Annotated in this window: 15 protein-coding genes and 1 pseudogene; 8 read left to right on the plus strand and 8 right to left on the minus strand. The window is 68.4% G+C overall.

What is annotated here, in order from left to right; genetic code table 11:
- Positions 1–339 precede the first annotated feature (339 nt).
- The 3 genes from ACWDRB_RS49545 to ACWDRB_RS49555 are packed head-to-tail and all read right to left on the minus strand — an operon-like array spanning position 340 to position 3261.
- Positions 340–1758: an amidase gene (locus tag ACWDRB_RS49545; protein WP_449906641.1), complete on the minus strand. Its 1419-nt coding sequence runs from the start codon at positions 1756–1758 to the stop codon at positions 340–342.
- Between the two features lie 33 nt (positions 1759–1791).
- The gene (locus ACWDRB_RS49550) at positions 1792–2799 is read right to left on the minus strand and encodes a hypothetical protein (protein WP_449906644.1); all 1008 of its coding nucleotides are present in this window, start codon (positions 2797–2799) and stop codon (positions 1792–1794) included.
- Positions 2800–2850: 51 nt separating this feature from the next.
- A complete protein-coding gene (locus tag ACWDRB_RS49555) occupies positions 2851–3261 on the minus strand; it encodes a DUF4158 domain-containing protein (RefSeq protein WP_449906647.1) in 411 nt (136 codons plus the stop codon).
- 572 nt (positions 3262–3833) lie between these two features.
- Here ACWDRB_RS49555 and ACWDRB_RS49560 point away from each other — a divergent pair.
- Positions 3834–4061 (plus strand): hypothetical protein, encoded by a 228-nt coding sequence (locus ACWDRB_RS49560; protein ID WP_363980548.1) that lies wholly within the window; start codon positions 3834–3836, stop codon positions 4059–4061.
- Between the two features lie 398 nt (positions 4062–4459).
- Here ACWDRB_RS49560 and ACWDRB_RS49565 read toward each other — a convergent pair whose 3' ends face one another.
- Positions 4460–4750, minus strand: a complete 291-nt coding sequence (locus ACWDRB_RS49565; RefSeq protein WP_449906651.1) for a hypothetical protein — start codon at positions 4748–4750, stop codon at positions 4460–4462.
- A gap of 58 nt (positions 4751–4808) precedes the next feature.
- On the minus strand, positions 4809–5831 hold the full coding sequence (locus tag ACWDRB_RS49570) for a hypothetical protein (protein ID WP_449906654.1): 1023 nt from the start codon (positions 5829–5831) through the stop codon (positions 4809–4811).
- Between the two features lie 324 nt (positions 5832–6155).
- On the opposite strand from ACWDRB_RS49570, the gene ACWDRB_RS49575 reads away from it, so the two are divergent.
- From ACWDRB_RS49575 to ACWDRB_RS49595, 5 genes are all read left to right on the plus strand, one after another.
- Positions 6156–6452 (plus strand): hypothetical protein, encoded by a 297-nt coding sequence (locus tag ACWDRB_RS49575; RefSeq protein ID WP_449906657.1) that lies wholly within the window; start codon positions 6156–6158, stop codon positions 6450–6452.
- Positions 6445–7206 carry a hypothetical protein gene (locus ACWDRB_RS49580; RefSeq protein WP_449906660.1) on the plus strand — a complete coding sequence of 254 codons (762 nt, stop codon included), beginning with the start codon at positions 6445–6447 and terminating at the stop codon, positions 7204–7206. The genes ACWDRB_RS49575 and ACWDRB_RS49580 overlap by 8 nt, the downstream gene beginning before the upstream one ends.
- Positions 7207–7698: 492 nt before the next feature.
- Positions 7699–8100: a hypothetical protein gene (locus ACWDRB_RS49585; protein WP_449906663.1), complete on the plus strand. Its 402-nt coding sequence runs from the start codon at positions 7699–7701 to the stop codon at positions 8098–8100.
- 112 nt (positions 8101–8212) lie between these two features.
- Positions 8213–9133, plus strand: coding sequence for a hypothetical protein (locus tag ACWDRB_RS49590; RefSeq protein WP_449906666.1), 921 nt, complete (start codon positions 8213–8215; stop codon positions 9131–9133).
- Positions 9134–9227: 94 nt separating this feature from the next.
- On the plus strand, positions 9228–9503 hold the full coding sequence (locus ACWDRB_RS49595; RefSeq protein WP_449906669.1) for a hypothetical protein: 276 nt from the start codon (positions 9228–9230) through the stop codon (positions 9501–9503).
- 95 nt (positions 9504–9598) lie between these two features.
- Here ACWDRB_RS49595 and ACWDRB_RS49600 read toward each other — a convergent pair whose 3' ends face one another.
- Entirely contained in the window at positions 9599–10567 is a 969-nt protein-coding gene (locus ACWDRB_RS49600; RefSeq protein ID WP_449906672.1) for a GlxA family transcriptional regulator, read from the minus strand.
- Between the two features lie 23 nt (positions 10568–10590).
- On the opposite strand from ACWDRB_RS49600, the gene ACWDRB_RS49605 reads away from it, so the two are divergent.
- The gene (locus ACWDRB_RS49605) at positions 10591–11508 is read left to right on the plus strand and encodes a dienelactone hydrolase family protein (RefSeq protein ID WP_449906675.1); all 918 of its coding nucleotides are present in this window, start codon (positions 10591–10593) and stop codon (positions 11506–11508) included.
- 403 nt (positions 11509–11911) lie between these two features.
- Positions 11912–12499 (plus strand): annotated as a pseudogene (locus ACWDRB_RS49610) (Tn3 family transposase); the annotation flags it as partial.
- A 169-nt stretch (positions 12500–12668) separates the two neighbouring features.
- Here ACWDRB_RS49610 and ACWDRB_RS49615 read toward each other — a convergent pair.
- The gene (locus tag ACWDRB_RS49615) at positions 12669–13253 is read right to left on the minus strand and encodes a DinB family protein (RefSeq protein WP_449906678.1); all 585 of its coding nucleotides are present in this window, start codon (positions 13251–13253) and stop codon (positions 12669–12671) included.
- 543 nt (positions 13254–13796) lie between these two features.
- A complete protein-coding gene (locus ACWDRB_RS49620; RefSeq protein WP_449906681.1) occupies positions 13797–14366 on the minus strand; it encodes a TetR/AcrR family transcriptional regulator in 570 nt (189 codons plus the stop codon).
- Positions 14367–14414: the final 48 nt, after the last annotated feature.

The raw sequence follows: 14414 nt of genomic DNA on the forward strand, positions 1-14414 counted from the left end.
GCCTGAAAACCCACACCACCTACAACCAAGCAACCGCATGGTCACACCGGCGACACGACCTCGCCGCTTGACATTCCGGATCCAGGGATGTCTGACCCGTCCCCGCCGCCCGCCGTCCCCGCCGCCCGCCGTCCCCGCCGCCCGCCGTCCCCGCCGACGGGCGGCGAGGCCCGGGCGGGTCAGACATCCCTGGAGGCTGAACGTCAAGCCGCGAGGTCGTGCTGGCGGTGTGACCATGCGGTTGCTTGGTCGTAGGCTCCAATGTGGCGATCTCGGTATGAGCTGGATTGTGGAGCTTCCTGCGCGGTCTGCGCCGCGCCCGATGAGCCCTCCCGGCGGTTAGCGCGGGGTGATCGGGGTCAGCGAAGGAGTGCGGGCCTCGATCGCTTGGGCGGCGTCCAGGCACAGGTCCTCGCGGAAGCGCGGCCCGATGATCTGGACGCCCTGAGGCAGCCCGTCGGCCACGCCCGTGGGGACGGCCACCGCCGGAAGCCCCAGGAGGTTTACGGTCCACGCCATGCGCAGGGACGCCGGCCACCGAGCGAGCCGGTCGGCGTCGAGGTCGGATCCCACGGCGAAGGCCGGGCCGGTGCAGATCGGTGCGAGGACGAGCGGAGCCTGGCTCATCCACGCCATCCAGGCACGCGCGATCGCGGCGCGTTCCATCATGGGATCGAAGGCCGCCTGGCCGGCCGCCCGGTTCCAGTGCGGCTCGTACTCCGCCCAGAAACGGACGAACCCCTCGGAGGCCACCGACTCGACCGGTGGCTGTACTTCGTGCACCCGGCCGTAGGCGGACAGGAGCTGCGTGTAGATCTCTCCGGCCCGCACCAGGGCCGGGGCCCGGCCCTCCGTCACGACGTACCCCGCGTCGCAGAGCCGCTCCGCGGCCTGGTGCAGGGCGGCCGCGACGCCGGGGTCCAGAGCGGGGCCGTCCGGGTCGGTGGCGAGCCAGACCCGCACGGGTGCGGGAACCGGGGGACCCTGCAGGGGCACCGGCGCGTGCCAGGGGTCCCCGCCGTGGTCCGCGCACATGTGGGTGAAGGCCAGGCGCAGGTCCCGTACGCTGCGGGCGATCGGCCCGTGCACGGCCAGCAGCTGGAACCCGAACGGCGTCGGCTGCGGCGGGCCGCCCGTGCCGGCCGGCAGGCCGACCTGGGCCACGCGCCCCAGCGACGGCTTCAACGCGGCGACGCCGCAGCACTGGGCGGGCCAGCGCAGCGAGCCGCCCCCGTCGTTGCCCAGCCCCAGCGCCGCCATACCGGTCGCCACGGCCACGGCGTCGCCGCCGCTGGAGCCGCCGGGCGTGTGCGCGGCCGACCACGGGTTACGGGTGGCGCCGTGCAGATCGTTGTCGGTATGCCAGCGCATGCCGAACTCCGGCATGTTGGTCCGCCCGATCGGGATGGCCCCGGCCGCGCGTAGCTCGCCGATGTGCGGCGCGTCCGCGGCGGCGACCGCGTCGCGCAGCGGGACAATGCCCAGCGTCGTGGCCGATCCCGCGACGTCGATGTTCTCCTTCACGGTCACCGGGACCCCGCACAGCGGGCCGACCGGCGTGCCCGAGCTCAGGGCATGGTCGGTCGCGTCCGCCGCCTGCAGCGCCTGCTCGGCCAGGACGGCGGTGACCGCGTTCACCCGGGGGTTGACCTCGGCGATCCGCCGCAGATGCGCCTCGACCACCTCGCGGCTCGACACCGTGCGAGCCTGGATCTGCCCCGCCAGCTCCCACGCGGACATCTCCCATATTTCCGACATTGCGCCCCTTCCTCGTTTGCCATGCCGAGGAATCTAGGGGGCATCGTCACAAGATTGCAGTCTTGTGTTTACGGTCTGTGTCAGCCGCCCAGGTGTTGAGACTTCGATCCAGGTCGTGGACGCCTGTTTGCGGGTCACGGGCGTGTACAGGTAGGTGGCCGGGTCGGCGTAGCGGCGTGAGCCCGGCACGAACACGTCCCCCGAGCGCAGCCCATCCCGCAGCGCCAGCACGATACAGAGCTCCCAATAGTGGCGGAAGGCGGTCTCGTCGCCGTCCTTGCGCGCCTTGGCCAGGTATTCGGCGTACCGGGCCGGCAGGAACGAGGTCAGGGCGCCCTCGGGCACCTTGCGGGCGCCGCTCTCGTTCAGCCGCCTCACGATGGCCACCGCCTCCATCAGCTCCGCGGTGCCGGTCCCGTCCTTGAAGTCGATCGCCACCAGCACCAGCGGGGTGAACTGGCGCAGGTAGGTGTAGGAGGCGTGCAGCACCGACAGCCGGCCATGATCGCGGGGCAGCTTCTTCCAGCCCTCCGAGACGACCTCACGCAGCTTGCTCATCCCGATCGTGTTGCGCAGCAGGCCGCCGATCTGCTCGTCCGGGATGGACGAATCGGCGAGCACCGGCAAGATCACGTCCAGGAGCAGCTGGCGGGCCTCACCTGCCTTGGCCCGCTCGATCAAGGCCTCATCCGTCTTGGACTTGGCCCGCGACTCCCGGGCTGAGACCGCTTGGTCGAACAGCGTCACCACCTCGTCGACCTGGTCGATCGCGGACTGCGTGACCACCGCCAGCAAGATCGGATAGCGCCGGCGCTCATCGCGGCGTTCCAGCGCCTGGTTGGTCGAGCGGCGGCCGACCGAGGCCAGGAAGCGGCGACGTTCGGCGGCCAGGACCGACACGTCCAGGGTGTGGGCGTCCATGTTGCGCAGGTAGGTGAGTTTGTCGATGGCGGTCTTCACCGAGGTCGCGCTGGCGTCGGTGGCCGCCTTGATCAGCCAGGCCAGCTGGGTCATCTTCAGCCCGGCGTCATACACGAGCAACCGGTCCAGATCCGCGCGCAGTTGGCCGGTCTGCAGGTGCGCCAGCTTCTCCTAGGTCAGCGCGGTGGCGCTGGTCCGGGCGGTGGCCACCATCTTGGCCAGCGTGGTCACGCTCGGCCGGATCGTCTTGGCCGCCATCAGATACTCAGTGGCCAGGTTGAACAGCAGCGTCGGCGAGTCGTGTTCCATCGCCCGGTCCAACAAAAACTGCTCCAGCTCCTTCATCGCCGTGCTCTCGGCCGGGGCGCTCTTCCACCCCAGATGGCCGGACACCAACCGCAGATGATCGCTGCGTGTCTGCTCCCGCTGGCCGTACTCGGCGAGAGCGGTCGGAACCACGCCCAGGCGCTCGGCCAGCCGCGCCACCGCCACCGGTGGCGCCGAGCTCACCTCATCCGGTACGAACCCCAGCCAGGGCAAAGTGGCGAGCTGGACGGCCAGCCCGAGGCGAGCCCCGGCCACGACATCGATTGAAGGCGACGTCGGCGGGCGTCAGGGTGAAGTACCTGATCAGATCGTCCCGGCTGATGTCCGGGAACGAGCGCAACCGCTCCGGCTGATCGTCGGAGAACATCCGGGTCGACATCGACCACCCCCACACCGCACCGGTCGGGACCGTACGAACCGTAGCGGAAGTGATCAACAATCGGAACAGGCCGCATCTGTGCAGGTCAGGCAAATCCGTCGGAAATTTCCCCAGGACTACAGCGAGGCCGACACCATGCCCGCCAGAGGCTTGGCGGCCAACGTCTGCGGGGAGCAGGTGCGTCTGACTCTCACGAACTGCTCCTGTCAGCGGCGAAATGTCCTATGAATGTCCTGCTGGTTACCTGGCAACAAGCCTTCTTGGACATTAGCGTAAATGACACACGGGTGAGGAAATTATCGGCACCTCCAGACATACGTCTGTCTTCAATCGTGCGGAACCGAATTCGCTGCCGCTTCTCTGCTGGGCAAGTAGTGGTCGCCTATTCCGGTTCCGCGCTTGACATGGCCGGCCGTATGACGAAGAAACGACGAAAGGAAGCGGAGAAATGAAGCGAAACGTCACCGGAAGAATTGCCATTACCGCGATCGGCGGCCTCGCGGCTCTACTGCTCTCCGTCAGTCCCGCACAGGCCAAGGAGACGGCAGGTCACTGGTATGGCCCCTACTCCACTAAGGGAATTTGCGAATACTGGAGGAACGGTGTGCAGGCAGGTGGGACACAGACCCATCCCTGCTTTGATGACCAGGGCTGGTACTTCTGGGCAGCGTCCTGAGTGGTCAGTACTCCCGACCGCATGCCCATCGCCGGGCAGGCAGATTCCAGAAAGGTCCGTCCGGGGCACTGAGCCATCACCGTTGTTCCTCGTGTCACGGTGAGCCCGAAGTCCGATTGGTGTGGGAAACTCGCGCGCAGCCAGGTCGAAATCACTTCCTCCACGGCATGCCATAGTTTCAGCGAGCCGTGCTGCCGGACCAGTCACCACTCACCCTTTGGGTCACGGCGAGTGGTGACTTGGGGCCGGTCGCCACGTCGAGCAGGGTGACGTTGTCTCCGAACCCCAGTTCCTCGGCGACGGCGCGCCGAGCTGGGCGGCCGTAGACCCATCCAGGGCAAACAGCTCTCGTCATCGAACTGAAACGAAGATCAAGTTCAGAGCGCCAATTTCCGCACTCAGCCTCCTCGAAGGCCGGCTCGCGCGAGCCGGGGGTTCGGGTCGTGCACGCGGTGGTCATGGAGTTTCGGCGTGGTCCGCCAGCAGAGCGTCCATCCTGGCCGGCATCTCGGGGATGCCTCACTGCGGATTCCCGCGATCAGCACGGCCCGGTCGAAGGAATGCTCGCCCGGGTGGCCGCCGAACAGCAGGCATTCTTCCGGGTCGTCAGCAGGGTCGCCCGCGGCGGGGCAGGGCGCCAGGCCGGTCAGCTCGCGCAGGCCGTGCTCCCAGCGCAGCCAGACCCCCAATGACAGGCCGTTGCTCTGGCGTCGGCAGCCATCGAGCGGGCAGAAGCCATGCCCTGCCTCATCGCCTTGATCGCCGGTTTTCCAGCAGCAGTTCCCCCGCCCACGTGAGCGTCGACACGGCGGCGCCCGCCAGGAGTCCGGCCCAGAACAGAGCCTGTTCGGCGGCCTGCTTGCCGGGGATGGAGATGAGCCGGGCGTGCGGCCCGGCGAGATATCCCCCCTGGTCGGAGTCCCCGGCCGGCTCATCGGGGTCAGCCCGCCACTCGAGGCGCGTCGTGGGCTCGGGGACGGTCTCCGGGCTGGGGTGGTACCAGGCCAGCCGCAGCGGGTCGGACCTGTCGCGGCCGTACTCGGTGCCGGACTCCACCACGCTGTCGAGCGGCATGCGGCCGAGCTGCCAGGAGATGTGCGTCTCGTCGGCGTTCGTGGCGCCCCCGTACATGACCGATGGAGCGGCGAGCACGGTCGTGTATCCGCGGGAGATCACAAGTGGCTTCCTCGCCCGCCCGCTGATGTGGACGGGCTCCAGGAGCAGGGAATCCGCGCCAGAGCGGCAGAGTTGCCCGTCGATCACCGATGTGACCCGCCGAGTCCGGTCGTTGAGCTCCATCTCCGACAACCGCGCATCGCCGTCGAGGGTGATGCGATAGCCATAGCACGGCGGAGCTCCCTTCGTCGCAAGGCCGGTCATCACGAACTCGTACGTGTCCGGCCCGCACTGCGCCAGATCTTTCTCGTCGAGCGCGATCCCCTCCGCCTGGAGTTCGCCGCAGGGATTCGCCTTGACGGCCAGCGTGAGGAGGTCGAGGGCGCGTTCGCCCTCCGGCACGGTCACGTACACGCCGATGCTCCCGTCGAAGCGGGTGTACAGGGGCACGGGCGCGGCGGTCTGGTACAAGTTCCAGGCAGCCGCGCCAAGCAGCGCGGACAGCGCGAACATCCCGATGATCAGCCGGTGACTGCGCGGGCGCCTCGCCGTCGGCCCGGGCACCGGGAGATCCTTCTGAGGCGGCCGAGGGGCGCCCTGGCACAGGTGCCGCACCGTCAGCCCCACGAGCACGGCGAGCCGGAGAAGTCCCACGGCTTTCAGGTTCGCACGGCCCGGCGCCCGGCGACGGAGAGTCCGCGGAGCTCCGGATAAAGAATTCGCTGCCCTGCCGCTGTTCTCTGCACTGGCTGGTCCGGGGGTACGGCTCGTGCCCCGTTGCCTTAGTCGGCTGCAGACGGCCAGCCGGAAGCGGCGATCAGCGCCGCCAGTGCGGGCGAAGAGTGTAGGTGGATCATGATCCCGACCTGAGTCGGCAGCGCCCCCTCGCTGATGTCGGGCCGCGCGGGCCCTGACCGCGTCCAGGCGTGTGCCGCAGCGTGCAGACGACTTGAGAAACCGACACCCGTCCCGAAAATCTTGGTCGAGATGTTGAGTTTCGGGACGGCGGGGAGAGTCGCCCAGCCGAACGGACCGATCAGAAGATCGGCCGAGCCGAATATGGACCGCGGGCACGCACGCCTGACCGCCGCGCTGCTCAGGATGACGCCGCCCGATGTCGCAGCGCCGTTCTTCGAGAGCGACGCTTGGACAAGCCTCAAGGCCAACCAGCAGGCAATGATCACCGACGCCGACGCCGAGATGGAAGAGAAAGACCGGCGTAGGCGTCAGCAGGCCCGCCAGGAGCGAGCCGAGAGGCGTAGCACCCGTGACTGAGCCCGCCAAGCCGTCGAACGCGATCCCTGTCGGCTACGCCCGGGTCTCCACCCGCGCCCCGGACCACGCCACGCAGCTGGAGTTGCCGAGCGCCGCCGACTGCCTGCTGCTCACCTACGCCGTGTGGGAGAACACCGACCAGGTCGAGCCCGGCGAGCTACCCGCCCCGCGCGCCGACGGCGCCGCGCTGGAGGCACTGCGACGACTTCAGACCGCGCTTGGCGCCCACGCAGGGCGAGCGCGCCATCAAGAGGCCGGCACCACCGGCCGCCTGCTCGCCCCGGGCGGCCGCTACGAGCTCGCGCCGCTGCGCCTGGTCGACATCGACCAGGCCGACGTTCAGGTCCTGTCCGCCGCGGCCCGGGTGCTCGGCGCCCCGCACGCGCACGAGCTCGTGCGCGATGGCCTGGAGGGCGGCGGCGTGAACATGTCCGGCCCCGAGCTCGTGATGGCCGCAGCCCGGCCGGCCGGGCTGCCGGACCTCGACGACACCGCCGACACCGAACTGCTGCGCGATCGCCTGGCCACCGCCGGCCCCGCCGCCGACGTCGTGCTCACCCCGGCCGAAGAGGACGCCTACCGGCGTACCGTCGACCGGCTCAACGGCAAGTGGGCGCTCGGCAACCCGGTCGCCAGATTCATCTACGACGGTGGTCGCTGGCCACCCCGCCCCACCTGGCAGAGGACCTGCCGCCCGAGAAACTGGAGGGCTGAATCGACAGCGCCGCATCGATATGCGGCCAGGTACGGGTGAGTCAGCCGCTGACGTCCAGCCCTGGCGGCCGTCAGATAGCCCCAGGCCGGCGCATGCCCAGCCCCCCGCCACTCCGCGCTTGAGCTGGGGTTCCCAGTTGTCGCCCAGATGGCCGAACCAGGCGATCTTCGTGTTCCACGCCGCGTCGATGTCCGAGGTGCGAAAGGCCGCACGGATGGCCTGGTTGGCGGCCTTCATGTCCGCTCGTTCCCTTGCTGTGGGTGTCCTGGTCCGGACCGCGACAGTGACGTGACAGTGAGAAGGCAGAGGGGCGAAAGGCCACGGCGATAGTTTCGCAGGCAGAAAGGCAAGTATCGCCCAAGGGGCGTGACGTTGACCTGCAAGGACCTGAGCATTCTCCAGGACCTCCGACGAGTACTGCTCTTTCCGCCCGCTCAACTCCGCCCGACTGACGACCGGCGTTGGTACCTGCAGACGGCTTCTGCGGCGTACCGGAGACGAAAGGGGCAACACGTGAACGGGAAAATCCGTGTGGCTATTGCTGCGGCGGCCCTCGGCATCGGCTTCGCCATGGCACCGACCGCTGCCTCGGCAGCGCAGCAGGCTCCCACCGCCGCGAAAGCGGACACCGGGGCGAAGAACGCCGCGGCCTGTTCCGCGGTACCCGACCGAGGGTGGGTCCTTTTCTACCAGCACTCCGACTGCCAGGGCGCCTACCAGGGCTGGACGACCTGCGGTCGGCACTACTTCACCGGCCCCATGAAGATGCAGGCGAGCTCGTACTGGGACAACCAGTACGGCGCCGCCTACGTCTACGCCGATGTGACCGACGACTACGGGCACCCCGCCTTCCGCACCTGGCCGGGGACCGGCGTCCGCAACGTGGCCAAGGGCGAGAACGACCGAAGCTATGCGGCTTGGCTCAACTGCTGAGGCCGGCCCGTCCGGAATGTAGCGCAAAGCGTCGTCCGGGGTCAGTCCCACTGGTCCCGGCGGCGTGCGGACCGTCCCCGTCCTTGGTCCCGGCTCTCAGGAGGTCGTCACCGTGGCCGATGGTCGCCTGCTCGGCGCCCTGATGCTGTCCGTCTTGGGGGTGCTCGTCGGCTGCGGAGGCGGCCCTCCGGAGGCGGGAGAGAAGCTCCTCGGGAAGACCATTGATCTTGACCAGGTCGACTACCCCTTGGCCGCCTTCGAGTTGACCGATGCGGAGCTCGAAACCACCCTTCGGGCGAGGTATCTGCTGACTCAGCAGTGTGCCGACAGGTTCCACGTCAAACTGCCTGCGCGGCAGTCCGGTCGCCATCGGGTACCGCAGAACGACCGGTACGGCATGTATGACGTACGTACCGCCCGTACCTGGGCGTACTCCCTCGACGCACCGCCGGTCACTGCCCCCCTGTGGGAAGACCAGATTGACAGGAAGTCCCGGCTGTTCCGGATCGTCAGCGGCGTGGACGAGCAAGGGCACCCGGCCCGGATCGCCGGCCTGCCCCAGGGCGGCTGCCGCGGTGCGGCAAACCGCCGGCTCGAGCGGGATGAGACCGCCTCCGCCACGGGCAAGGCGAGGAATCCGGTGCCAGAACTCGAATCCAGAGCATGGAAGATCTCGCGGAAGGACCCGGCCGTTCAGAGTGCAGCCGCCGAGTGGAAACGCTGCATGACCCTGAGGGGACACGACTACGAGGACCCCGTCGAAGCCCCCTACTCCTACTGGACCTCCCAACGGATGGCCGCGCATCCGAATCCGACGAAAGAGCAGCGGAAACACGGGATCCCTCCCACCGAAGCCGAACGCCGGGCCGCGCTCGACGACATCATGTGCAAAAACGAGTCGGGCTTTGTACGCAGTTGGCTGACCGCCGATCTCGCCGCGCAGCGGCAGCTGATCGCGGAGAATCGCTCCCAGCTCGAAAGGCATGGCCAGCGCCTCGACAACATGCTGAGGAACGCCGCAGAGGTGCTGTAGCCGCCAACGACTGTTCCTGGGTTCCTCGACCCCGATCTCCCCTGTCGTAGCGATGAGGGCTTTGGTGCCGGCCTGCGACAATCGGTGGGGTGGGTTGACGTGCGCGAACTGCGGCCTCCCTCTGCCGGAGGGCTCGCGGTCGTCGCGGCGGTACTGCTCGCCTGCGTGGCGGGCGCAGCAGCGGCGTGAGCTGCGGCGATCGAGCGCCGAATACATCGAGGCGCTCGATCCGCCCACACCCGCGCGGCGCACTACCGCGGCCACCACGGCAGCCGACACCACGCAGCCCGACCTCGATACCGACGCGCTGACCGTGCTCACCGCGCTGGCCACCACCAGCATCCCGCTCACCCGGCCTCGGTGCTGGTGAGGTCGCGTATTCAACTGTCGCGGGTTCTCGATGCAGGGGGGCGCGGCAGTAACTGACCGTGATCTCCAGCGGCAAAACGGCTTCATGCTCCTAAATCAGTCAACACGGCGGAAGGCCGCGCGGTAGTCCCTCGGGCGTCGTCCAGTGTGCTTGGCGAAGAGGGCGGCGAACGTGCTGGGGTCCCTGTATCCGACCGCGGCGGAGATGCTGCCGACGGTTCGGTTCGTGGCCTCAAGGAGGTGGCGGGCGCGACGGACACGCGACGATTGCAGGTACTCCAGCGGGCTCTGGCCGGTCTCGTCCGCGAAGCGCCGCAGCAGCGTCCGAGTGCTGACCTTGAACGTGTCCGACAACGCGGCGAGGTCGTATCGGGTGGCAAGGTTTTGGTCGAGCCATCGCATGACCTTGTGGGAGAACGCGTTTCCGGGCTGCGGAAGACATTGCGCGTCAACGTATGGGGTCTGGGACGATCGCGCATCGTCGACGAGCGCCACCCGCGCGGTTGTCCGTGCCACGCCGGCACCACTGTGTTGACGGATCAGATCCAGCGCGAAGTCGTACATGGCGCTGAAGGCCGCCGTTGTCGTCACCCCGGTGTCGGTGACGACCAGACGCTCCGGCCGGACGTCAGCGTCCGGATAGCGTCGAGTCAGTTCGTCCGCGAGGAGCCAGGCTGTCGTGGCACGGCGTCGGTTGAGGAGTCCAGCCTCGGCGAGCAGGAACGCACCGACACAGATCGAGACGACGACAGTGCCCGCAGCAGCGTGTGACCGGATCGCCGCAATTTCAGGGGCGAGGGGTGCGAGCTTCGCGTCCACGTCGAGGCCCGGCACGAGCTCGAACCCTGGCACAACAAGGACATCTACCTCGCGCAGCGGAGAGACGTCCAACACCGCACCACCCGATGCCGCGACACGACGACGAGGCGAAACGATCGACACCTCGTATCCAGAGCCGTCCGGACCGGCAACGTGCGTGGCCATCGTCAAGAGATCGGGTACGCCGAATACCTCGGACGCGAAGCAGCCTGGATAGGCCAGGACACCAACCCGCAGCGCGCTCACGCTCGCCTCCTCACCATCAGCCTATGGCGAGATTACCCGCCTACATGGCGATGTCGCCTCTCGCCCTCGCGGAGGCATCGGTCCACGCTGTCACCATGAGCGCTGCCAGCGGACGACTTGACGACATGATCACGGACTTCTCCCGCCGACTCGTGGATGTGGAGGGGGTGGTGAAGACGGTGTACGCCGCGGGTTCCGGGCCGGCCGTCGTGTTGATGCCGGAGATGCCCGGCATCAGTCCTGATGTCCTTCGACTGGCGCGGTGGGTGCGAGATGCGGGCTTCACCGTCTATGTCCCCTCACTCTTCGGGATCGACGGTGCCTACCCCACGGTCGAGGGTGGTACGGAAATCGTCCGCCGCGCGTGTGTCAGTGCCGAGTTCCGCGCGTTCGCCGGGGGCGGCACCAGCCCGGTCACGGCATGGCTACGTGGGCTGGCGCGCCAAGCCCATGCCGAATGCGGCGGTCCGGGAGTCGGCGCGATCGGATTGTGCTTCACCGGCAACTTCGCTCTCACCATGGCGCTTGAGCCGGCTGTCATCGCGCCAGTGGTCAACCACCCGTCGCTGCCGCTGGACGATCCTGCCGGACTCGAGATCAGCGACGAGGACGCGCGCGCAGTCCGAGACCGCATCGCGCGCGAGGGACTGAAGGTCCTTGCCTACCGCTTCGACGACGACCGCTGGTGCACCGGCCAGCGCTTCGCCGCCTACCAGGCGCTCCTCGGCGACGCCTTCGACGGCCGTGTTCTTCCGGGCAGTTCCGCGAACACCAGCCCGCCACCGTTCTTCGGCGACGTGGTCGGGTCCCCCCACAGCGTGGTCACCGCCCACCTCGTCGACGAGGACGGACACCCCACGCTGAAGGCCAGGGACGAGATCATCGTCTTCCTGACCGGCCGCTTGAGCCCGTTCGGACATTCCGAGACGACATACGGCTGAGCGGCACACCCGCCTGGGCGGCGGGGGTACTGGTGAAGTCACCTATTCGACTATCGCGAGTTCTCGATGCCGAGGGCTGTGGTAGTGACTTTCCGTGATGTCGGCGGGGCTCTCGGACAGCAGGTGCGCGCGGAAGGGCGAAGTGGGCCTGACTATGTCGGTAGGGCCCGTCAAGATCGCGACATGACGATCGATGCGCTGACGCCGTTCCGCTGGCTGCAACCGCCGTACGGCGGTCGGGGCAACCTGCTCGGCGAGATCTACTGCGTGACCTTGCTGCGGGGGCTCGACCCGGCCGAGGTGCTGCGCCGGTTCGGCGCCCGCACGAGCACGCAGATGAGCTTCGCCGACCTGGAGCTGGCGGTCTCCGACTTCACGATGGTGACCGAGGGTGGTGACGGAGGGCGTCAAGCCGGAGATGGTGGCGACCGACAACGCCTCGTACTCCGACATGGTGTTCGGCCTGTTCAAGATCCTCGGCTCCAACTTCAGCCCGCGGTTCCGCGACCTGGACGACCAGCGGTTCTGGCGGGCCACGATGCCCGGCGTCGAGACGGGCACGTACGGCGCGGTGGAGGACCTGGCGCGCAACCGCGTGAACCTGAACAAGGTGATCACGCACTGGCCGGACATGCTGAAGGTCGCCGGTTCCCTGGTCACCAACCAGGTCCGTGCCTACGACCTGCTGCGCATGTTCGGACGCGAGGGGCGCCCGACTCCGCTGGGTGCGGCGTTCGCGGAGTACGGGCGGATCGCCAAGACCGAGCACCTGCTGCGCGTGGTCGACCCGGTCGACGGCACGTACCGGAGGCAGATGGACCGGCAGCTCACCGTCCAGGAATCCCGCCGCAAGCCGGCCTGGGACGTGTGCCACGGCAAGCGCGGCACCATCCACCAGGCGTACCGGGACGGCATGGAGGACCAGCTCGGCTCGCTCAGCCTGGTCCTCAACGCCATCGTGCTCTGGACGACCCGTTACATCGACGCCGCCGGCGCCCTGCGCCCGCTGCGCGACCCGGACGCGACCGAGCTGGACGAGGACGACGAAGGCGTGGACTGAACGCCCGCATCGGGTGACGCGGGCATATCAGGTGGCCGGGGTGCTCGGAAATCGCAAGCGCCGGCAGGGGGGCTGATGTCAGGCTGCCTGGTATGTCGACCTAAGCCTTGATTGGTGCGGCCGTCCTGGCGGCCTGCTCGATCTTCGCGCAGTAGGCTGCACGGGCTTCCTCGTCGATCTGCTTCTCGTGTTCGGGGCGCACCCCGGTCCGGCCGTCGAGGCCCTCGCGCAGGATATCGGCGTGCCCGGCATGCCGGTTGGACTCGCCGAGGACATGGACCATGACGGCGAACAGGTTCGTGTTGGGATAAGGCTCCGGCCACCACGGCACGTGGCCGGGGGCGTCGAGGGGAAGCTCGTTGATCGTCGCGTCCGAGTGTTCCCACGTGCGCCGGTAGAACCCGATGATCTGATCGCAGGTCTCGTCCTCGGTCGCCCACAGATCGCTGCCGTCGGAGTCCTGCCACCGGGGCAGCGGTTCCGGGGAAGGGCGGTCGAAGACCTCGCCGAAGTACCTGGCCTCGACGGTGGCCACGTGTTTGACCAGGCCGAGGAGGTTGGTCCCGGTCGCTGTCAAAGGTCGGCGGGCGTCGTATTCGGACAAGCCGTCGAGCTTCCAGAGCAGCGCCGTCCGGTCCCGCCGCAGTCTCCCGTGCAGGTTGTCTTTCGCGAATTCATCGATCATGCGGCATGAGCCTGCCATGGGCTGCTCGTGGTCTCAATTCCCGTACATGGTCCGCAACGACTGGCAGAGCCGAGGCCTGGCCATGGCCGCCGTTGTTCACGCTCACGGACGGCACTGCCTCGGGGCGAAGAGCGGGCGCCGTCGCCGGCCTCTGGCGGCCGCGAGGGCGTAGGGCCGAACGGGGTGGCGGGAAACGGGCAGGCTGGACACCCTCACCAGGGTTCAACCCTGCGACCGAGGATCGAAGCCTGCTCGCCTGTCGTCAAACGATCGTCTGACGACAGGCGAGCGACGCGGCCGGGCGACCCGCCGTGGCGGCCGAGAAGACCGACGACGTCCGCACCGCGTACCTGGAGGGCCGCTCGATCGCTGCCCTCGCCCGCGACCGCAGCCCCTTTCTTGCGTATTCGGTTCCCGCCCCCTGCTGGGTGTTTCGTCATGCTCTCCGGGCGCCGGGGATCGCCGAGACGTGACACGACGTGACGAGCATCGGCCCGTTGCCCTTCCGCGGCCGGGCGACATCGAGGTCGAAACGATCGGCAGTCAGGACGCGTCGTCGGTGAAGTGCGACAGAACCATCTCGACCAACGCGGCGACGTCGGCATCCACCATCGGCTCGCCGGTCATGCCCATCCGGTGGAGCAGGGTTCCGACGACGACGTCGATGAAGAACAGGACCCGGTTTTCCGGCTCGCCGAGCGCATCCTGGAGCGCGAGCCGGTAGGGGTCCTGCAACCGGGCGGACAGGATCTCGCGCAGGGCCGGGTCGCTGACGGCGTCGCTGAACACGCCGGCGAACGCGTCGCCGACTCCGGGCTCGCTGATCTTCCCCGCGATCCAGCGGATGGCCGAGGACATGAGCTCGGCTCGACCGGTGCCCTCCAGCGGCACCGGGCCGAACACGTCCAGGAGGCAGTCCACGATCAGCGCGCCCTTGGACGGCCAGCGCCGGTAGATCGTCGTCTTGGCGACCCCGGCTGCGGCGGCGATGCGGTCGACGGTGGCACGCGCGTATCCGAGCTCCTGGACCGTGCTCAGCGTGGCGGCGAAGACCACGTCGTTGACGCCGGCGCGCGGGCGACCGGGTGGTCTGGCGGATGCGGTCGAGGTCATGCCCACACGATAAACCATTGCGCTACCAGCGGTATCGATACTTGCGGT

The sequence above is a fragment of the Nonomuraea sp. NPDC003707 genome (genome assembly GCF_053587055.1).

Coding starts and splice junctions, on each gene's coding strand:
- ACWDRB_RS49545 (WP_449906641.1), bottom strand. CDS start 1,758: ATGTCGGAAATATGGGAGATGTCCGCGTGGGAGCTGGCGGGGCAGATC.
- ACWDRB_RS49560 (WP_363980548.1), top strand. CDS start 3,834: ATGAAGCGAAACGTCACCGGAAGAATTGCCATTACCGCGATCGGCGGC.
- ACWDRB_RS49605 (WP_449906675.1), top strand. CDS start 10,591: ATGGCGAGATTACCCGCCTACATGGCGATGTCGCCTCTCGCCCTCGCG.
- ACWDRB_RS49615 (WP_449906678.1), bottom strand. CDS start 13,253: ATGATCGATGAATTCGCGAAAGACAACCTGCACGGGAGACTGCGGCGG.
- ACWDRB_RS49620 (WP_449906681.1), bottom strand. CDS start 14,366: ATGACCTCGACCGCATCCGCCAGACCACCCGGTCGCCCGCGCGCCGGC.